General features: G+C 34.6%; 20 protein-coding genes. 12 read left to right on the plus strand and 8 right to left on the minus strand.

Annotated elements, in window-relative coordinates:
* Window positions 1-152 precede the first annotated feature (152 nt).
* The 8 genes from NX902_RS06020 (at window position 153) to NX902_RS06055 (ending at window position 8,972) form a co-directional block, all read left to right on the plus strand.
* Window positions 153-1,052, plus strand: a complete 900-nt coding sequence (locus NX902_RS06020; protein ID WP_163187620.1) for an ABC transporter ATP-binding protein — start codon at window positions 153-155, stop codon at window positions 1,050-1,052.
* A complete protein-coding gene (locus NX902_RS06025) occupies window positions 1,045-2,292 on the plus strand; it encodes an ABC transporter permease (protein WP_095330114.1) in 1,248 nt (415 codons plus the stop codon). Before NX902_RS06020 ends, NX902_RS06025 begins: the two co-directional genes overlap by 8 nt.
* Before the next feature lie 127 nt (window positions 2,293-2,419).
* Window positions 2,420-3,631, plus strand: a complete 1,212-nt coding sequence (locus tag NX902_RS06030; RefSeq protein ID WP_095330113.1) for a metallophosphoesterase family protein — start codon at window positions 2,420-2,422, stop codon at window positions 3,629-3,631.
* A gap of 1 nt (window position 3,632) precedes the next feature.
* Complete coding sequence (locus NX902_RS06035; RefSeq protein WP_163187622.1) at window positions 3,633-6,629, plus strand: ATP-binding protein; 2,997 nt, start codon at window positions 3,633-3,635, stop codon at window positions 6,627-6,629.
* A gap of 56 nt (window positions 6,630-6,685) precedes the next feature.
* Entirely contained in the window at window positions 6,686-7,633 is a 948-nt protein-coding gene (yhaM, locus tag NX902_RS06040) for a 3'-5' exoribonuclease YhaM (protein WP_123257215.1), read from the plus strand.
* Between the two features lie 159 nt (window positions 7,634-7,792).
* The gene (locus NX902_RS06045) at window positions 7,793-7,987 is read left to right on the plus strand and encodes a sporulation YhaL family protein (RefSeq protein WP_095330110.1); all 195 of its coding nucleotides are present in this window, start codon (window positions 7,793-7,795) and stop codon (window positions 7,985-7,987) included.
* 721 nt (window positions 7,988-8,708) lie between these two features.
* Window positions 8,709-8,792: a YjcZ family sporulation protein gene (locus NX902_RS06050; protein ID WP_035416275.1), complete on the plus strand. Its 84-nt coding sequence runs from the start codon at window positions 8,709-8,711 to the stop codon at window positions 8,790-8,792.
* 90 nt (window positions 8,793-8,882) lie between these two features.
* Window positions 8,883-8,972, plus strand: a complete 90-nt coding sequence (locus NX902_RS06055) for a YjcZ family sporulation protein (protein WP_035416274.1) — start codon at window positions 8,883-8,885, stop codon at window positions 8,970-8,972.
* Window positions 8,973-9,056: 84 nt separating this feature from the next.
* On the opposite strand, the gene NX902_RS06060 is transcribed toward NX902_RS06055, so the two are convergent.
* The 6 genes from NX902_RS06060 to NX902_RS06085 form a co-directional block, all read right to left on the minus strand.
* Entirely contained in the window at window positions 9,057-9,236 is a 180-nt protein-coding gene (locus NX902_RS06060; RefSeq protein ID WP_035416273.1) for a hypothetical protein, read from the minus strand.
* A gap of 219 nt (window positions 9,237-9,455) precedes the next feature.
* Complete coding sequence (locus NX902_RS06065; RefSeq protein ID WP_341160609.1) at window positions 9,456-10,010, minus strand: DUF3267 domain-containing protein; 555 nt, start codon at window positions 10,008-10,010, stop codon at window positions 9,456-9,458.
* Between the two features lie 350 nt (window positions 10,011-10,360).
* Window positions 10,361-10,930, minus strand: a complete 570-nt coding sequence (locus NX902_RS06070; protein ID WP_047943056.1) for an HTH-type transcriptional regulator Hpr — start codon at window positions 10,928-10,930, stop codon at window positions 10,361-10,363.
* A gap of 470 nt (window positions 10,931-11,400) precedes the next feature.
* A complete protein-coding gene (locus NX902_RS06075; RefSeq protein ID WP_095330108.1) occupies window positions 11,401-11,751 on the minus strand; it encodes a YtxH domain-containing protein in 351 nt (116 codons plus the stop codon).
* Between the two features lie 87 nt (window positions 11,752-11,838).
* On the minus strand, window positions 11,839-12,924 hold the full coding sequence (gene serC, locus NX902_RS06080) for a 3-phosphoserine/phosphohydroxythreonine transaminase (RefSeq protein ID WP_341160610.1): 1,086 nt from the start codon (window positions 12,922-12,924) through the stop codon (window positions 11,839-11,841).
* A 310-nt stretch (window positions 12,925-13,234) separates the two neighbouring features.
* Window positions 13,235-13,657 carry an HIT family protein gene (locus NX902_RS06085; RefSeq protein WP_095330106.1) on the minus strand — a complete coding sequence of 141 codons (423 nt, stop codon included), beginning with the start codon at window positions 13,655-13,657 and terminating at the stop codon, window positions 13,235-13,237.
* 698 nt (window positions 13,658-14,355) lie between these two features.
* Between NX902_RS06085 and NX902_RS06090 the strand changes: the two genes are divergently transcribed.
* The 3 genes from NX902_RS06090 to NX902_RS06100 all read left to right on the plus strand — a co-directional run bounded on the left by NX902_RS06090 (window position 14,356) and on the right by NX902_RS06100 (window position 17,151).
* On the plus strand, window positions 14,356-15,096 hold the full coding sequence (locus tag NX902_RS06090) for an ABC transporter ATP-binding protein (protein WP_095330105.1): 741 nt from the start codon (window positions 14,356-14,358) through the stop codon (window positions 15,094-15,096).
* Window positions 15,089-16,309, plus strand: a complete 1,221-nt coding sequence (locus NX902_RS06095; protein WP_095330104.1) for an ABC transporter permease — start codon at window positions 15,089-15,091, stop codon at window positions 16,307-16,309. Before NX902_RS06090 ends, NX902_RS06095 begins: the two co-directional genes overlap by 8 nt.
* A 122-nt stretch (window positions 16,310-16,431) precedes the next feature.
* Window positions 16,432-17,151 carry an EcsC family protein gene (locus NX902_RS06100; protein ID WP_095330103.1) on the plus strand — a complete coding sequence of 240 codons (720 nt, stop codon included), beginning with the start codon at window positions 16,432-16,434 and terminating at the stop codon, window positions 17,149-17,151.
* 47 nt (window positions 17,152-17,198) lie between these two features.
* Here NX902_RS06100 and NX902_RS06105 read toward each other — a convergent pair whose 3' ends face one another.
* On the minus strand, window positions 17,199-18,407 hold the full coding sequence (locus tag NX902_RS06105) for a M20 family metallopeptidase (RefSeq protein WP_095330102.1): 1,209 nt from the start codon (window positions 18,405-18,407) through the stop codon (window positions 17,199-17,201).
* A 167-nt stretch (window positions 18,408-18,574) separates the two neighbouring features.
* Here NX902_RS06105 and NX902_RS06110 point away from each other — a divergent pair, with 167 nt between their 5' ends.
* Complete coding sequence (locus NX902_RS06110; protein ID WP_123257217.1) at window positions 18,575-19,243, plus strand: phosphatase PAP2 family protein; 669 nt, start codon at window positions 18,575-18,577, stop codon at window positions 19,241-19,243.
* Between the two features lie 144 nt (window positions 19,244-19,387).
* Here the strand turns inward: NX902_RS06110 and NX902_RS06115 are convergent, their stop codons facing one another.
* Entirely contained in the window at window positions 19,388-19,534 is a 147-nt protein-coding gene (locus NX902_RS06115) for a hypothetical protein (RefSeq protein ID WP_341161086.1), read from the minus strand.
* Window positions 19,535-19,536 lie beyond the last annotated feature (2 nt).

The raw sequence follows: 19,536 nt of genomic DNA on the forward strand, positions 1-19,536 counted from the left end.
GAGTATATAGCAGCTTTTTTTTATGAAACTCAATATACATCAGGTTCTATTCCACTCAAGTTTTAATTATTTCTTATTTCCTACAGATAATAGTAATATCCATTGAAACCTTTTACCGTTCTATTCGTATTAAAGAGTGAGGAGGGGATTTTGTGTCATTAGAGCTAAGAAACGTGACAAAAAAATTTGGTTCGTTCACAGCAGTAGATGATTTATCTATTTCGATTCCTGAAAATGAAATGTTCGGCTTTCTTGGAGGCAATGGAGCAGGAAAGACGACAACTTTTCGCATGATTTTAGGAATATTAGAAAGTACAGCAGGACAAATAACCTGGGATGGTAAGCCGATTAATTACTCAACAAGTCCATATATTGGATATCTGCCGGAAGAGCGAGGTCTATATCCTAAACTAAAAGTACGGGATCAGCTTATCTATCTAGCGAGACTTAGAGGCATGGAAAAAAAAGCAGCATTAAATGAGCTAGAATATTGGCTAAACCGCTTTAAGGTTCCTGAATACATGGATAAAAAAGTAGAGGAGCTCTCCAAAGGAAACCAACAAAAAATTCAATTTATTAGTGCTGTTTTACATAAGCCTAAATTATTAATTTTAGATGAGCCATTCAGTGGGTTAGATCCAGTAAATGTGGAGCAGTTAAAAAGTGCAGTAGTAGATTTGAAAAATAATGGAACAAGTATTGTATTCTCTAGTCACCGGATGGAGCATGTCGAGGAATTATGCCAGCATCTCTGTATTATGCATAAAGGAAAGCCTGTTGTTCATGGCTCTCTTAAGGATATTAAGAGAAGGTTTGGGAAGAAGAATGTAACCATACACGCTGATTTTGATTTGACACATTTAATTCGCTATCCAGGCGTATTAAAATTAAAAGAAACAGCAGAAGGTGTTTCTTTGCAAATTGAAGGAGAAGAAGTTGCGGAGCGAATTCTAAATGATATAGTTGGAAAGGGCTTTATTCGCAAATTTGCATTAGAAGAGCCTTCTTTAAATGATATTTTTATCGAAAAGGTAGGTGCTTCTCTTGAATAGTTTTTGGGTTATCTTATTTCATACCTTTTTAAGTAAGTTCAAAACGAAATCATTTCTAATTACAACGGCTATTACCTTAATATTTGTGGTTGCACTAACAAATATTACTACGATTATCGATACTTTTTCTAGTGATGAAGGAAAGACGGAAGTAGCCGTAATTGATCAAAGCAACTCTTTATTACCAGCAATTCAAGAGGCAACAGAGACGTTAAATGAAGATTTAAAATTAGTTGCTTATAAGGACAGTGAAGAAGCTGCAAAACAAGAAGTGGAAGAAGGAAATTATAGTGGTTTACTAATAGTGAATATGGATGAAAGTAAATTACCTATAGCGACTTATTATACCATGGATATTGCAGAAACAACTGTTTCCGATAATATTACCAATAGTATTCAAATGGTTAAAAGTCAATTAGCAGCGAATCAACTCAATTTAACGAATGAGCAGCTTACGAAATTGAATGAACCCGTTGCATTTGAAAAAATTGCTCTTGAGAAAGATGCAAAGACAGAAGAAGAATTAAACCAGGCTAGAGGGTTAGTTTATGTTCTCTTATTCTTAATATACTTTGCCGTTATCCTATATGCCAATATGATAGCGACAGAAGTGGCGACTGAAAAATCCTCACGAGTAATGGAAATTTTAATTTCAAGTGTATCTCCAATTAAGCATATGTTTGCCAAAATTCTGGGAATCGGCTTATTAAGCTTAACTCAGCTGGCGATTTTGATGCTTGTAGGTTATTTTTCATTAACTAACAATGATAGCCTAGGTTCGATGGAAGGATTCTTCGGATTTAGCGAAGTGCCTGTAAGTACCATTATCTATGCGGCGATCTTCTTTATTTTAGGTTATTTCCTATATGCTACTCTGGCTGCATTGCTAGGTTCGCTTGTAAGTAGAATTGAAGATGTGCAGCAAATGATTACGCCAATGACATTATTAATTGTGGCCGGATTTATGATTGCGATGTTCGGATTAAGCGCACCTGATACCACTTTTGTAACAATTACATCTTATATCCCATTCTTTACACCTATGCTTATGTTTATGAGAGTAGGAATGCTGAATTTGCCAGTTTGGGAACCTATTTTAGGAATTGTTGTTTTAGTGGCAACCATTATGATTCTCGCTATTTTTGGTGCAAGAGTATATAAAGGCGGCGTCCTTATGTACGGAAAATCTAACTCTTATAAAGATATTAAAAAAGCCCTGCAGCTAACGAAAAAAGAATAATTCGGAAAATGCCTCATAATAAGTGAGGCATTTTTTATGTTCCAAAACAAGCTGCAAAAGGATAAGAACGTGCATTCGTATTTTTTGCATGGTAGAATAGAAGCAAATAGTTTTAGGACGTGAGAGTATGGAAATATCCTTTATACATTGTGCAGATTTACATTTAGACAGTCCGATGGTTGGGTTGAAGAATTTGCCCGTAACAATACATAACAAACTAAAAGAAAGCACGTTTACTGCATTTAAAAAGGTTATTGATGCAGCCATCAGCAAAAAGGTAGACTTTATAATTATTGCTGGAGATATATACGATGGGGAAGATAGAAGTATAAAAGCGCAAATTCGCTTCCGAAATGAAATGCTGCGCTTAGAGGAAAATCAAATTGAAGTGTATCTGATACATGGAAATCATGATCATTTAAATGGAAGCTGGGTACAAATAGAACTTCCTCCTAATGTTCATGTTTTTCCATCGATGGTAACAGTAAAAAAATATGTGAAAAATAATTTATCGGTGAATCTTTATGGATTTAGTTATGAAACAAGACATATTAAAGAGCGAAGAATTGTTGAATACGAACGAAGCGGTGAGGCAAATTTTCATGTTGGAATTCTGCATGGCAATTTAGAGGGCTCGACTGAACATAGCGCCTATGCTCCTTTTCAAGTAAAGGATTTACTTGCTAAGAAAATGGATTATTGGGCCCTAGGACATATCCATAAACGGGAAATTTTAGAGTCTGTGCCTCCGATTGTCTATCCAGGAAACATTCAAGGACGACATAAAAAGGAAACAGAAGTAAAGGGATGCTATTATGTGGAACTAAGGGATGAGGATGCCAGTTTAGAATTTATTCCAACCTCTGAAGTAATTTGGGAAACAGTGAAAATAGATGCCAGTTTTGTCCATACATTTGATGATTTATACAAGCTCTGTCGAAAAGAAATGGATGCAGTTGGAGATAGGAAATATTCTTACCTTATATCACTAGAGATAGAGAAATTGCGTTTACAAGACTCTTTTCTAGCTTCTGATTTATTGGAGATCCTTCAGCAAGATGAGGTAGATGAGGACTCCTTTGTCTGGGTTAATTCGATAAAAGTACAGGAAAATACAGAATGGTTAAAAGAGAATTTGTTAAGGGAATCGGCATTTTATGAAGAACTATTTGCTGTAACAAAGGATTTCGAACTAGTGAATGAAGCAGTTGCACCTTTATTTCAGCATCCAAAGGCCCATCGATTTTTAGAAGAGCTTACAGCTGAAGAAAAACAAGAATTAGCGGAAGAGGCAGAAGATTTACTGCTGACAATGCTGGTGAAGAGGGGAGGCAACTAATATGGAATTAAAGAAAATAACGATTTACGGATATGGAAAGCTAGAAAATATAACGTTTTCCATTCACTCCCCTGTTCATGTGTTTTATGGCGAAAATGAGGCAGGAAAATCGACAATTATGAGTTTTATTCATAGCATCTTATTCGGATTCCCCACAAAACAGCAGACGGAATTACGCTATGAGCCAAAGCTGCAGCATAAATATGGCGGGAAATTAGACATCTATTTTCCAAAATTCGGATTAACAACAATCGAACGCGTAAAAGGAAAAGCTACAGGGGATGTGACAGTTACTTTAGCGGATGGAAGAAGAGGACAAGAGGAGCTTCTAGATGAACTATTAGCAGGAATCGATAAAGCTCTCTATCAATCAATCTTTTCTTTTAATTTACATGGATTGCAAAATGTCCAGCAATTAAGAGGAGAAGAACTGGGGCGCTTTTTATTTTCCACTGGCGCTGTCGGATCTGACCGCTTATTGAAAGTAGAAAATGAGCTGCAGAAGGAACTAGATGTACGCTACAAGCCTAGCGGGAAGAAGCCTGTCCTTAATGAAAAACTGCAAGTTTTACGAGATAAGCATAGCCAATTAAAAAGTGCAGAGAAGGATAATAATCAATATGAACAATTACTTGCAAAGAAAAGAAAGATTGAACAAGAGAGACAACTGACAGAAGCAGAGTTAAAAAAAGAAGAGCATGAAAAATGGTTATTGGAAGAATGGATTAAAATTAGAGGGATGGTACGTGAGCAGGAATTGTTAGAGCAAAAATTAGCTACCTGCAAAGACTTCAATTTTCCTCAAAATGGATTAATGAGATGGGAAGCCTTGAAGGAGAAATTGCTTTCTGTAGAAGCTGAAATTCGGCATATAGAAGCACGGATGGAAGAAACGGAACAAGAAATAGCAAGCATTCCTATACAGGAAGAACTTCTTATCGCTGAAAATAATATCTTACTTGCTGTTGAAAAGTTCCCCGTATATGAACAATTACAAAATCGGCAGACGCAAGTTGAAAATCAAGTTAAAAAGATAGAAGAAGATATTGATAGTTTAAAGAGTAAATTGCATTTACCGATTGAAGAGAAAATGTTATTGAAGGAAAGTAATACAAGCATCTTTTTAAAAGAGCAATGTGCACAAGCTGCTTCTAAGCAACGGAGATTAAAAGAGCAGAAAGAAGAGCTTGACGAGCGGCTAAAGGCTGAGCAAACAGCTTTAGAATCCTTAGAAGAGGCAGTGAAGGAGAATAAGCAGAGGCTCTTGCCAAAAGAAGAAAGAGCTAGATTAGAAGAACGTATAAATGCAGATCATCAATATAGCTGGAACAAGGAAAAAGCAGATTTACTTTCTAGAGAAATAAATCAACTGGAAGATCAGAGGAAGTTAGAAGAGAAACGCATGAAGCATAATACAATGATAACTAGTGTTTTAACGGTGTTTCTTCTACTGGCTGGAGCGGGAGCTTTGTTTTTTGAGCAATGGTTCATAACCCTTATTTGCTTTGTTGTATGTGTTGTTTATGTGTTGTTTTTCCTGTCTGGAAGAAAACTAGCTAAAAATGAAATCAGCAAAAAAGAGAAGAGATTAGTACTTATTAAGGAAGAACGTACTAAGTTAGTCGAAAGCTTTGAAAAGGGACAAGGCATTTCTCGTTATGAAGCTCAGAAGTTTGAAGAGGATACGACGAGAAGAGAGAAATTCACACAACTCCAATTTAAATTGGAGCAGCAAAATGAAAGCTATGAGAGGGTATTAGAGGCATTTGAAAAGTGGGAAGGGGATTTTCTTTCCCATCAGAAGTTGTTAAGACAATTGGCTAATGAACTGAACATTCCATATGAACTAGCGACACAACAAATATATGATGCCTTTTTATTAATTGAAGAATGGAAAGGAAAAGATAGAGAAAGAAATTCCTATCATCAAGAATTGGAGGAGATTCATCGAGAGAGTGAGGAAATTATTAGCAAAATCAGCTATTTCTTCAGAACTTTTATAGGAGATGAGAAAGATACAATTGCTAATATGTGCTACCGTTTAAAAACGACACTAAAGGAAGAAAAAAAGAAAACGGATCGAAAAGAAGCATTACGGACAAAGCAAACAGAACTATCAGAGGATCTGGATAAATACCAAACAGAATATAATCGCTATGCAGAAGAAAAGGCTGCGCTATTTTCCTTTGCAGATGTTACGGATGAAGAGGCATTTCGTGAAAAGGCCACCTTGGAAATGGAGAGAGCTAAATATAAAGAAAGACTTGCTGCGATTAACGTTCAATTAGAAATGACTAATATAGCAAAAGAGCATATTTCATTGTATCAACAAATTCTAAATCCTGAGCTGCAATTAGAGGAAAAGAAAAAGCGGATGGATAAATTAGCTTCTCGCTTACAGGAACTCGTAGAAGAGGCAGCGGCAACTAACTTTACCATTTCTAGAATTGAAGGCGGAGGGACATATACAGATTTATTACATTCCTTTAAACAAGCTCAGTCGGAATTTAAGGAAGATGTGAAAGAATGGGCAAAGTTTGCTATAGCAAAACAGCTGTTAGCGAAAACCGTTGAACAATATAAACAAAAACAGCTGCCCGCTATGCTGCAAAAGGCAGAGGAAAATCTCGCTTTTCTAACGGAAGGGAAATATATTCGGATTGTTCCCAAGGAGGAAGGAGCTGGGTTTTTAGTAGAGAGTCAGCATCATCTTTTTTATGAAGCGAAGGAATTAAGCCAGGGAACGACTGAACAGCTTTACTTATCCATTCGCATTGCTTTGGCACAAACATTTTATAAAAGCTTTTGTTTTCCGTTTATTATTGATGACAGCTTCGTTAATTTTGATGAAAAACGTACAGAAAAAGTGATCCAATTACTAAAGAATTGTAAGCAAAATCAGCTGATTTTCTTTACTTGTCATCGTCATCTACTAAAATACTTTCCCGATGAAAGCTTGCATGTATTACCAGTAGAGGAAAGAGAAACAAGCTTATAAAGTTGGAATGACTTCGTGCTATACTAAATAAAGAGAAAGATAAAGGAGAGAGTGAGTTGGAGAAAAAAGGAGTACTTCAGTATGAAGTTGGGGAGCAATTTGAATCTTATTTATTAATAAAGAATGCAACAAAGGCTATTGCAAGTAACGGAAAACCGTTTATGACGCTTATTTTTCAAGATAAAAGTGGAGAAATTGAAGCAAAGCTTTGGGATGCTACAGAAATGGATGAGCAGAGCTATCGTCCGGAAACGATTGTAAAAGTGAATGGAGATATTCAAAGTTATCGTGGAAAACTGCAATTAAGAATTCGCCAAATAAAGGTGGCAACAGGAGAAGAGGGCATTCGATTGGCTGATTTCCTTGAAACAGCGCCCCTAACTACAGATGAAATGTTAAGTAAAATCACACATTACATTTTTGAAATGCAGAATCCTAATATACAAAGAATTACAAGACATTTAGTAAAGAAGCATCAAGAGGCATTTTTACAATATCCAGCAGCAACGAAAAATCATCATGAATTTGTTTCTGGATTAGCGTATCATGTTGTTAGTATGCTTGATTTGGCGAAGGCGATTGCCTCTCTTTATCCGAGCTTGGATAAAGATTTGCTATATGGAGGAATCATTCTTCACGATCTTGGCAAAGTAATTGAATTATCTGGACCGATTTCTACTTCTTATACTTTGGAAGGGAATTTGCTTGGACATATTTCTATTATGATTAATGAAATAGGAAAAGCTGCAGATGAGTTAGGGATAAGAGGAGAAGAAGTAGTAATACTTCAACACTTAGTATTATCCCATCATGGGAAACCTGAATGGGGAAGCCCGAAAGCGCCGTTAATTAAAGAAGCGGAAATTTTACACTATATTGATAATTTAGATGCCAAAATGAATATGCTAGATCGTGTGTTAGATAGAGTGAAACCAGGTGAATTTACGGAAAGAGTATTTCCGTTGGAAAATCGTTCTTTCTATAAGCCGACATTCCATAAATAAAACTAAGGAGGAGTTCCCATGGGGTTCTCTTCCTTTTTGTGTTTTGAGGGGCTAATATACTTAACTTCCAGCTAGATAATTACGTTCAAGGGAATAATCTAGTTTTTCTAGCATAGGATGAAATAAAAGATAGAAATTACTAGAAAGGGGAAGTTTTCAATGTTAGGAATTCCACTTTGGGTTATTTTTGTATTAGGAGGAATTGCGATTAGTGCCTTTATGGCTGTTAAAACCGGGAAAGAGGATAGAGCGGCAGAAAATGAAATAATTGAACGAGAAGGAGAGGTTTATATGAAAAGGCTGGAAGAAGAGAAAAAACGTAGAGATGGGGAAGAAAGAGTGTATGAGAATTAAATAGGTACTTAGATATTTCAGAAGTGTAGAAATAGAGAAGATGGGTGCAGGCTTTTAGAGAAAGCGGCTTGAATGCTCCAAAAAACTTGAAATAGCGTTTAGAAAACTCGGTCACTATTACGTAACTTGTTTTATCTAATTTTCAATGTCAGGAAACAGGACATCAGCCTTATGGAAATTGGAAGAAGATAGGCGAGCATATAACAGTCTGAAAAGGCCAGAAGAGGTATTTTTTAATATCACAAAGGATGAAATGTATAAGATTCCTTCCTAACTAGTGTTTCATGTAGGGAGTGAATTTTATAGATAAGATCCTTTGTTTTTTTTTTGCTAATCTAGCCCCTATCTTTTTGCTCTTACTATCCCTATAAAAAAATGGGTATATGTCCTGTTCCGAAATTAGGGCAAATACATATGATAAATTGAGCTTGAAAAAGAGCTCTAAAGAATTCGCTCTTAGCAAATTCAGAGGGTTGTTACGGTTTATAGAGAAAAAAAGACAATAAGAATGATGGACTATTCATAATAATGCTCCTAACAGCAATGTCTTTTATTTAGATCTAGCTTCTTAATATGTGACCAATAGGGCTTAGTGTGATTTTATATGTGCAAACATTATTGGGCATGAAAGGATATTAGCTATCAAATAAAAGAAAGAAAAAGAACCGAAACACCATGAAATGAATGAACAAATGGTAGCAACCTTAAAGGAGGTGTTACTATGGGTAACGTTTACGGCGGAGGTTTTGCTTTAATCGTTGTATTGTTTATCTTATTAGTTATCGTTGGCGCTGCATGGCTGTAAGCTATAAGCGTATTAACGGCAATCTTACTAGGGAGGTTGCCTAATATGCGCCAAAACACAACTGGAACGATAAAGAGAGGAGGAATCTTCATGTCTGGTGGAGGAGTTTACGGTGGAGGCTTTGCTTTATTAGTAGTACTATTCATCTTATTAGTAATCATCGGAGCAGCTTGGCTATAAGTTGATCTGAAGAAATATAAAAAAGAAGCAGTGCGATAGTGGTTGCTTACCAACTATCACACTGCTTCTTTTCTACATAGCTTGTTAAAAAAGAATATCTACATAGGAAGAAATCAACAAAATTGTAATAAGAACATTTATTGTTCGAAAAACTTTTGGCTGCTTTTCTTCAGGAATTTCTTTTTGTAAGCATAAAGCATTTGTAAGTCTATTAATATTATATAAAATAAAAATAGCTAAAATAATAAAAATGGAGATCATCATTGATTCCCTCCTTATAAGCGGAATTTATTGTATGTTATTTACATTATCAAATAAAAGGATAAAAAGATAGTATTATAAACTTTTTTAGATGTAAACTTGGAGATTTTGTTCTGGAAAGAACTTAGATGACTCCTTATAATCTATCAATAAGAAAGAATGATTAACATTCAATCTAGTTTTATATCATTATATGTGTGACGAAACAATAATAGAATCCTTTTACGATAATTCACTTACATTATTTATTAATATCTCAAATCCATCCTCATTTTCTTCTACATAACAAGAGCGCGGAGAATGCCATAGATTTTTTATGCGAATAAAATCAGGAACACAAATCCCTGTATGATAAGCGAAAAGCATTAAAAAATAATGAACATAACTTGTAAAAAGGAAACAAGATAGAAATAATACTCCACTAATGATCACAAATGGAATAATTAAAGCAAAGAGAAACTGCATTTTACCAATCGGCTCTTTAACTTGAATATGAAGAATCGGTAAAAATTGTAAATGCTTAGTCCATGTTTTTTTAATTTTATCGCCTAAATAAAGCATTGGTAATAAATGTAGTAGCTTGTGTAATGGATACATAAGTAAAAACATTGCCATAAATAGTAAAAAGTAATCGTCAGAAAGTTTGTTATGTGCAAAATAGCTTATAATTGGTACATATAGAAACAGAAAACAACCAATCATTGTCATAGTGGACAAAATAAATAGGCGCTGAGCTCCATATTTTTTATGGAAGTTGACAGTCTTCCAACAGTTCATGGTAATACCCTCCATAGGGAGAAATTTTTAGTTACTTGTGATGATACGTTCTTGCTTGAATAACTAATAAGTGGAAGAATATCTTTTCCTTGTCTTATCTTGCGTTTTAGTCAAGCGAACTCACCTTGCTACTTTACGATGAATAGAGTAAAAAATCAATAGTCTCTTTATACAAATTTATGACATTTTTTATATTTAGTAATTCTAAGAAGAAGAAAACCTATTCTCTATGTATTTTTTGTTTGAATTTTCCGAAAAAAGATAAGAAAGCAATCTGCCTTCTTATCTTTTTTACCACCGGTCTAGATTGTCCCAAACCTGGAGTCCTATTCCCCAATTTAATATTATCTCTATTTAGTAAATACTGGTTCTTTTTGCTTTAAATGCCCTTCATCTTCTTCCAAAATATCGTCAAGATTAGTAAAGGATTTCTCAAAAATTTCAATGAAATTGTCCCCATAAATATGTTTAACAATAGTCATTATGTCTAAAAGCTCCGGAAACTTTCCATATAAATTCTTGATTGGTAAGGAGGCGGATAGAGCTGAACTGTTGCTTGGATTGTATTCTTCCATAATTTGAACAAACACTTTTTTACCTTTGTCAGTAAGGCAAATATACGTGTTTCTCTTATCATTTTCTTTTTTCGAGAATTCTAGTAGTCCTCTTTCTTCTAATTTCTTCGAAAAATTAAATGCAGTTGAGACATGCATTACACCGAAATTTGCTACATCTGAAATAGAAGCGCCATTTAGCTGATAAGCAATCCAGAGTATATGGTGTTCATTAATATTTAAATCATATGGTTTAATCCAATTTTGCCAGTCCTTCTCAATCGCCTTCCATAATGCTTTACTAAGTTGTCCAATTCTTTGTGTGAAGAGTAAAGCGTCCTTCATTGAAATCTGACTTTCATCCATCCAAAATTCACCTACTTTTCTGTTATCTATAAACATTATGCCAATAAAACAAAAATTAATAAAGATAAAAATTAACAAAATTTTTAGAAATAAGAATTTTTCTTTTAAGTAAGCGCTTTATTGTATAAAAATGTAATGTAAGAAATAAAAATTCAGTAGTTGTCTATACATTTACTCAGAAGAATGAAGGATAAAATAAGAATTAGTGATAAATAGTAAAAAAATGGAGAAGCAAAAGGGCCAAAAAGAATGAATAAAAAATTAAATTAGAATGAAAGAGATGTAAAGGTGGGAAAAGAAAAAACAAAATAAATAGGAGATAAAAAATTATACGGGAATAAGATTTAACATGTTATGTTAAAAAAAATAACATAGAAAGATAGTCTTTAAGAGGGTAGAAAAAAGGAGGAAGTCCATGTTAGAACTCCTCCTTTTTTCTTAGCTTTTATGTATAAGTAAAAGCGATTAAATTATTTTAAATCATTTTCTAACTCATTAATCGTGGATTGTAACCCATCTAGCTCTTTTTGAAGTATTTCTTGATGTGGTTTTACTTCTTCCCGCCATGCTTCCAATGAAAGCTTAAGATCTTCTATAAAAGTACTAAATACCGTTTTACCTTCTACTGTAGCTGTTTTAATAGAGTCTTTTATCTCATTTAAATCTAACTTTAATTCTTGGATATGTTGAAGAAAAGCTTTTCCATTATCACTGCAGGCTTTTCTTACTTCTTTCCCTGAGTAAGGAGTAGTTAATAAGGTAGTGATTCCGGCTGCAATTCCTCCAATTAAAAATCCTGATAAGAATGATTTTGCGCTCATTTTTCTTACACCTCGCTCTTTTTCACCATTATAACGTATTCAAGCCATCATTACTATTGTTAAGGGTATTCTATAGATAAAGTCTTCTTATTGATGATACTTGAGCTGAAAATCCCTCATAAATGTACTTAATGCTACTACATGTTCGAGGGGAACGGCATTATAAATTGAAGCTCGGCAGCCGCCTACAGAGCGATGGCCGTTTAGACCAACAAATCCTGCTTCCTTAGCTTCTCTTAAGAAATCTTTTGTAAGATCTTCTGTCTGCAAAGTAAAAGTAACATTCATTTTAGAACGACTTGTTTTTTCTGCATGACCGCGATAAAAACCATTGCTTTGATCGATTACTTCATATAAATGCTTAGCTTTTTCATTATTGATGTTAGCAATATCTTCCACTCCACCTTGTTTTTCTACCCATTTTAGAACAAGGGATAAAAGGTAAATCCCTAATGTTGGCGGAGTATTGAATAAAGAATTATTTTTAGCGTGTGTATGATAACTTAACATTGTTGGCAAAGTAGAATCTTCTTTGATTAAATCTTTTCGAATGATGACTACAGTTACTCCAGAGGGGCCAAGGTTTTTCTGGGCGCCGGCATAAATAATTCCAAATTGTGAAACATCAATTGGTGTGCTTAAAATATCACTAGACATGTCCGCAATTAAAGGGACAGATAAATTGCTTGGATAGCTGCTCCATTGGGTGCCAAAAATTGTATTGTTGCTAGTGATATGGAGATATGCCGCGTCATCTGGTATGTTCATCTGTTCATGGGCAGGGATATAGGTATAGTTATCGTTTTTACTTGAAGTTGAAATGGCTGTATTACCAAGCTTGGAGGCTTCCTTCATGGCCTTTTCTGACCATACTCCAGTGAGAGCGTAATAAGCTGTTTGACTTTTAGGAAGCAAGTTCATTGGGATCATTGTAAATTGAAGACTTGCTCCACCTTGTAAAAAAAGAATTTCGTAATTATCTGGTATAGAAAGCAGAGATTTAAGGAGTTCCTTTGCTTCATTATGTACAGCTTCATAATCTTTGCTACGGTGACTTAATTCCATTAAAGACATGCCTGTATCATTAAAATTTAACCAATGCTCCTTTGCCTCGTGTAAAACCCATTCTGGTAAAGCTGCAGGACCTGCATTAAAGTTATATGCTCTTTTCAACGTTCTTTCCTCCTAAATTAACTTTTCAAAATAATAAAGCGTTAAAGACAAAAAGATTACCCTTATACTAACAAATTCAGCTGATTTGTACAGATGAAAAAAACACCTTTTTGAAAAAGTGAGAATTTTTCAAAAAGATGCTTTGTTTTTTCATACTATTAGAAAAATATTTCCTTCCAGATACTAGAATCTCCTTAGTCGTTGTTTAAGGAAGAGAGCGGTAATCTAATAAAAATGAAACTATTATTAAATAGCTTTTGAAAATATGAATTTTTTTAGAAAATTTTTTGAAGAGAATAAGCTAATGGACTTATCTTACTTTAGAATTAATTTTTTCTGCAATCTCTGTCAGCTCTTCATTTGAATATCCATCAAAATTTGTTTTCCAAACAGCTCCAAAACCATCTCCTTTTCCATAACGTGGAATAAGGTGCATATGATAATGGAAAACAGATTGTCCGGCTTTTTCACCATTGTTGTTAAGGAGATTTAAACCAATTGGTTCATAAACTTCTTTAATGGCAGAAGCAATACTTGGCACAACTTCAAATAGATTGCTTGCAATTTCAGGAGTTAATTCATAGACATCCTTTACATGTCTTTTTGGTATCACCAATGTATGTCCTTTAGTAACTTGGCTAATATCTAAGAACGCCATTACATGTTCATTTTCAAAAACCTTTTTTGACGGAATTTCTCCAGCAATTATTTTGCAAAAAATACAATCACTCATAAAAATACCTTCCTTCATTATGTATTATCAATATTTTAACACAGGAACTATTTTATTGAACAACAAAAGGAAGAGGGTGCCTTGTAAAGGATCCTCTTATATGGATTGTCCAAGCGAGAAGTTTGAATAAACCTCTTTACTATGGATATACATAATAAGAATACCTTTTAAGGACACCCTCTATTGAAGGAGAGAACTTCTATTTAACGTTATTTAGGGTTCTTCTCTTTGATAAACACCTCATTTAAAAAATGAATTGTGTTAAGCTTTAGAGAAATCGATCATTGTTCAAACGAACCATCCCCTTAAAATGTCTTTATATGTCAAAAACGTATAAAGAATGGATGACTGTCTGCGACAAACACCTCATTTCAAAGTGGAAATGAATTAGGCTGTTTTCTTAATGAAGCAGCTTGGTGTTACTGATCTTCTGTTCCTATCTTGCTTATGCAAGGCAAACATCCCCTTTTATAAACGAATGGAAGCTTTTTTTAAAGAATCTGTATAGAATCTTTTGCAAACACCTCATTTAATATTGGAGTTATACTGCAATATTTCTTTGGTGCTCCCCTTCAATAAATAGAATGTCCCGAACAAAATTTTATATACGAAAGAAATAAAAATTTTTCTGTGCAATCATTTTTATTTAAGCAAGAATGTTGTTAAACTATAGATAATACATATTGGAGGTACAATAGATGGCGTTGTTAGAAATAAAGAATGTTACCGGAGGATATACGCGCAATCCTGTCTTAAAGGATATTTCCTTTTCCATTCATGCGAATGAAATGGTTGGCTTAATCGGATTAAACGGTGCTGGAAAAAGTACAACTATTCGTCATATCATTGGATTGATGGAGCCGCATAAAGGAGAAATCCTTATAAATGGCAAGACGTTTGAAGGCGATAAAGAGGCATATCGAAAGGAATTTACCTTTGTACCTGAAACGCCTATTTTATATGATGAATTGACATTAGAAGAACATTTAAGAATAACTGCTATGGCTTATGGGTTGTCAGAGTCTGACTATCAAAAGAGAATGGAAATATTATTAAAAGAATTTCGGATGGAAAAAAGGCTAAAATGGTTTCCTGCTCATTTTTCGAAAGGAATGAAGCAGAAGGTAATGATTATGTGTGCTTTTCTAGTGGAACCTTCTCTCTATATAGTGGATGAACCGTTTGTCGGATTAGATCCTCTTGGAATTCAATCGTTATTAGATCAACTAAAAATAATGAAGGATAGGGGAGCAGGGATTCTAATGTCTACACACATTCTTGCTACAGCCGAAAGATATTGTGATCGGATTATTATTATTCATGAAGGCCAAATAAAGAGTCAAGGAACCATGGAGGAATTAAGGACAGCCTTTAACATGCCAAATGCAACATTGGATGATATTTATATCTATCTTACAAAGGAAGAAGAACATGTTTGAATTTAATGAGAAGCAGTTATGGAGAGAGAGAGCTGGGCAGACAGCAAAAGAATATAGTCAATATTTAAAGTACATTTTTAATGGCCATGTTGTCATCGTTTTAGTTTTTTTACTAGGGACTGGAGCCTTCTATTATCAAGCATGGTTAAAAACGATTTCGAATGACTTCCCTGTTGCGCTTATTATGAGCATTATCCTTACTCTTTTTATGACAAATAGTCCAACCTATACTTTTTTAAAGGATGCTGACCGGATATTTTTAATTGCGGTTGAAACCAAAATGAAAAGATATTTTCTCCAATCTATGTTGGTTAGCTTTGTCCTTCAAGGTTACTTGCTTGTCATCATTCTTGCTGCCTTGATGCCACTATATGCGCAAGTACACGGTGGTGATTTTAGTCGTTTTTGGTATTTACTTATTGTGTTATTGATAAGTAAAGGAGCTAATTTACTGATTCGCTGGCATATACAATACTATGTAAATGTGCGTTATCATCATATAGATAGTGTTGTGAGATTCTTGATTAATTTAGCTATTTTGTATTTATTGTTTGCTGACTCTTCTCCGTTATTTATTCTTGCCCTTCTTCTAATTATGGCTTTCTTGCTTATTTATTTTCAGAAGGCGACAAGCAATAAAGGCGTAAAATGGGAATATTTAATTGAGCAAGATGAAAAAAGACTAGCCTCTTTCTATCGCTTTGCCAATATGTTTACAGAGGTACCGAAGTTAAGAAATCGTATAAAACGAAGACGTTTTCTAGATGTATTATTTAGTCGTGTTTCATTTGCAAGAGAAAACGTATTTACGCATTTATACTGGAGAACCTATGTCCGTGCAGGGGATTATTTGGGCTTAACGGTTCGGTTAACATTGATAAGTGGAATTTTTATTTTTTTCTTATCTTTTGGACCTGGACAAGTGTTCATAAGTGTATTATTTGTTTTCTTAACAGGCCTGCAGCTGTTACCGCTTTGGAATGCCTATGATAATAAATTGTGGATTACTATTTATCCGGTGGCAGCCTCTCTTAGAGAAAAATCATTTAAACAAATCTTAGCAGCAATTTTAAGTTGTCAAGGTATCATTTTGTCTCTAATTATTGCCTTAAAAGGAGATTGGATGTATGCATTGATTTCTTTAGTAGTTAATATTGTTTTTATTATCTTTTTTACTCTGTTTTATATTAATAAAAAATTGAAAAAGGGATAATAGAAGAGGAGGAGCTTAAACCTTAGTGTGTATAGAAGGGAAGCTCCTTTTTTAATAATTAACTTCAAAAATAAGGAACCATTTTTTAGATGGAACGTAAGCATAAGCAAGGAGGAAGATAAATGAATGAATATGAACAAAGAGCATTAAAAGAAGTAGAAGAGTGGAAATGGAAAATCCAAAAACGGTCTTCTATTTTAAATAGAGTATCCAAAAAGGCGCAAAATAAAATAAATTCTTATATACCGGCTAAAGTTCATCAAACCCTTACGGAAGCAATTAAACAGATGATTCAAGCAACACTTGCTGGCAGCAATATTATCAAGAAAAAAAATCCATCTATCTTCCGTTCTTTGCAAGGAAAAGATGAAGAGTTAACGAAAAAAATAAGTCAATTTCAAAAGATTGCTGTTGTAGAAGGTGCCGGAACGGGGGCTGGTGGGATATTGCTTGGATTGGCTGATTTTCCATTATTGCTTTCGATCAAAATGAACTTTTTAATGGAAGCCGCAGCCACATATGGTTACGATACGGATCAAGTGGAAGAAAGAATCTATTTGCTCTATATCTTTCAGTTAGCTTTTTCAAGTGAAGAAAAACGAAGAGAAGTTTTAGAGATAATAGAGAATTGGGAAGAAGAAAAGCACAGAGTTGCTACCCTTAATTGGCAGGATTTACAGCAGGAATATCGAGATTTTATTGATTTTGTAAAAATGCTGCAATTGGTGCCAGGAATTGGGGCAGCTGTGGGTGCCTACGCTAATTATAATTTAATGGATCAATTGGGAGAAGCAGCTAAAAATGTTTATCGCTGGCGTTACTTTCAGGAACAAAACAAATGAAAAAGGAAGGATTCGGTGTTTAGAATCTCTTCCTTTTTTTATAAATTTTATGAATTTAAGTTAGTCCTAGCCTTTGCTGGGCTTAAGGAAATATTATAAGTAATAGCAGTAGAACCTAATGTTTTTGCGGCAATAAGCATAGCTTCTTCATTAATATCAAATTTAGGATGGTGGTGCGGATAAGTCGGACCATTTGTATCGGGCATTGCTCCTGTAAAGAAAAAGGTACCTTTTACATGCTGCAGATAATAAGAGAAGTCCTCGCCAGTTAATTCCGGTTCTCCTTCTAGGACGATCACTCCCGGAACTTTTTCCGCACAATGAGCTAAAAGGGAGGTTTCCTCAGGATGATTAACGACTGCTGGATAGCCGTCATCGTAATCATATTCATACGTACTATTTGCTGTATAGCACGTGCCTTTTATTACTCTCTCCAGCTCTTCCTTGATAAGTAATTGCGTTTCTTCATCAAACGTCCGGACTGTTCCCCCTAGGATCGCTGTGTCAGCAATTACATTAAAAGCATTACCAGATTCAAGGTAGCCTACTGTTAAAACGGCATGGTGGATAGGATTTACTTTTCTGCTGACAATTTGTTGAAGGTTAAGGACCAGTTGAGATGCGGTAACAAGAGAATCCTTCGTTTTGTGCGGCTGTGCTCCATGTCCCCCTTGACCTTGGATTTTAATTTTAAATTCATCTGCTGCTGCCATCATGGGTCCTGCTTTATAGGAAATAGTCCCTGTGGGAAGTGTAGCCCATAAATGAGTGCCAAATATAGCCTCCACATTTTCCAGGCAGCCTGCTTCAATCATCGCTTTTGCTCCACCTGGATTTGATTCTTCAGCATGCTGGTGAATAAAAACAAAATTCCCTGCTAATTCTTCTTTAAACTCATTTATTACTTTAGCAAGTATTAATAAGGTTGCAGTATGCCCATCATGACCACAGGCGTGCATGACACCTGAAACCTTTGACTTATAAGCAACATTCTTTTCATCATGGATTGGAAGAGCGTCAAAATCAGCACGGAGCGCAACTGTTTTGCCAGGTTTCCCCCCTGATATTTTTGCGACTACTCCATTACCTCCGACGTTTCCTGTAACTTGAATTCCTAATTTTTCATAGAAAGAGATGATATATTGAGCTGTTTTAACCTCTTTGAATGATAATTCAGGGTATTGATGAAGGTATCTCCGTATTTTAACCATTTCATTATAATAGTTATCTAGTTGTTCCCATATAATTTGTAACATCTCTTCCACCTCGTTTGACTATTTAGAATATTTTTATTATAGCATGTAGTAATAAAGAAGAGAGGTGGAAAGCGAATAAACTATTACGTTTCGTAAAGATTATGCCTATCCTTATAAGAGGGATGTTGTTAAAATAAGGTTAAAATGAAATTCATTTAGGAGGAATTATGGATATTAGAAAATCAAAAATGGCCTGGGTATTAATTATCGTGTCATTCTTATTGTTTATCCTGCTAATCCTAGCTGTAAATGGACAAGCAATATTAGCATTTGATACAGAACTAGCCCATTTTATACATACATTATTTCCAGCTAGTTTTCTTCTTTTTTGGGAAGGCATGTCATCCATTGCAGATAAAATAGGCATTGGAATTATCGCTTTCCTATTTATTCTTTTTCTTTGGTGGAAAAAGAAAGATTTTGTAGGAATTGCAGCATTTGTCTTTTGTGTTGGACTAGGAAATGAACTGAATAAGTGGGTGAAAGATTTAGTGGCAAGACCTAGACCTATAGCTGCTGCAGCATTAGAGACAGACAGCTATAGTTTTCCTAGTGGGCATGCAATGGTAGGTTTACTCCTGTATCTATTTATTGCACATATTCTAGCGAAAGAAATAAAAGGGAATGCAGGAAAGCTGATTTTGGCAGCTATTGCTTTTATGGTCATTTTGCTAATTGGTATAAGCAGAATTGTTTTAGAGGCCCACTATCCAACAGATGTTATTGGCGGTTATTTATTAGGAGGGATCTGGCTGTTTGTATGGGTAGGTCTTTATGAAACATTTTATGATCGATTTCATAAACAAAAAGGAGCAGGAACAAAACTAAGTAGCTAATGGATAAAGAAGTGATAGAAAATTACATGGAACTTCTTTTAAAAAAGTTTAAAAACCCAAATAATTATACGAACTAATCTTAACATCTTCGTATAATCATTTGGGTTTGCCAGTAAAAATAATTTTTAACTGATTATCGTTTTGTTAGATGAGGAACATGGCAAAAATAGTAGTCACTACTAAGCCGATACAGACTGGAAGAAGATTTCTCCTTGCTAATTCGAATGGATCGACATTACAGATTGCAGCAGCAGGGATTAATGCCCAAGGGACTAAAGTTCCGCTACCCATAA

This window comes from Niallia sp. FSL W8-0954, assembly GCF_038005605.1.
Taxonomy (GTDB): domain Bacteria; phylum Bacillota; class Bacilli; order Bacillales; family Cytobacillaceae; genus Niallia; species Niallia circulans_A.

Bases quoted from the DNA above. Each gene is read 5' to 3' on its own strand.
- NX902_RS06030 (WP_095330113.1), top strand. From the start codon at position 2,420: ATGGAAATATCCTTTATACATTGTGCAGATTTACATTTAGACAGTCCG.
- NX902_RS06035 (WP_163187622.1), top strand. From the start codon at position 3,633: ATGGAATTAAAGAAAATAACGATTTACGGATATGGAAAGCTAGAAAAT.
- NX902_RS06045 (WP_095330110.1), top strand. From the start codon at position 7,793: ATGTTAGGAATTCCACTTTGGGTTATTTTTGTATTAGGAGGAATTGCG.
- NX902_RS06050 (WP_035416275.1), top strand. From the start codon at position 8,709: ATGGGTAACGTTTACGGCGGAGGTTTTGCTTTAATCGTTGTATTGTTT.
- NX902_RS06055 (WP_035416274.1), top strand. From the start codon at position 8,883: ATGTCTGGTGGAGGAGTTTACGGTGGAGGCTTTGCTTTATTAGTAGTA.
- NX902_RS06060 (WP_035416273.1), bottom strand. From the start codon at position 9,236: ATGATGATCTCCATTTTTATTATTTTAGCTATTTTTATTTTATATAAT.
- NX902_RS06065 (WP_341160609.1), bottom strand. From the start codon at position 10,010: ATGAACTGTTGGAAGACTGTCAACTTCCATAAAAAATATGGAGCTCAG.
- NX902_RS06070 (WP_047943056.1), bottom strand. From the start codon at position 10,930: ATGGATGAAAGTCAGATTTCAATGAAGGACGCTTTACTCTTCACACAA.
- NX902_RS06075 (WP_095330108.1), bottom strand. From the start codon at position 11,751: ATGAGCGCAAAATCATTCTTATCAGGATTTTTAATTGGAGGAATTGCA.
- NX902_RS06085 (WP_095330106.1), bottom strand. From the start codon at position 13,657: ATGAGTGATTGTATTTTTTGCAAAATAATTGCTGGAGAAATTCCGTCA.
- NX902_RS06090 (WP_095330105.1), top strand. From the start codon at position 14,356: ATGGCGTTGTTAGAAATAAAGAATGTTACCGGAGGATATACGCGCAAT.
- NX902_RS06095 (WP_095330104.1), top strand. From the start codon at position 15,089: ATGTTTGAATTTAATGAGAAGCAGTTATGGAGAGAGAGAGCTGGGCAG.
- NX902_RS06100 (WP_095330103.1), top strand. From the start codon at position 16,432: ATGAATGAATATGAACAAAGAGCATTAAAAGAAGTAGAAGAGTGGAAA.
- NX902_RS06105 (WP_095330102.1), bottom strand. From the start codon at position 18,407: ATGTTACAAATTATATGGGAACAACTAGATAACTATTATAATGAAATG.
- NX902_RS06110 (WP_123257217.1), top strand. From the start codon at position 18,575: ATGGATATTAGAAAATCAAAAATGGCCTGGGTATTAATTATCGTGTCA.
- NX902_RS06115 (WP_341161086.1), bottom strand. From the start codon at position 19,534: ATGGGTAGCGGAACTTTAGTCCCTTGGGCATTAATCCCTGCTGCTGCA.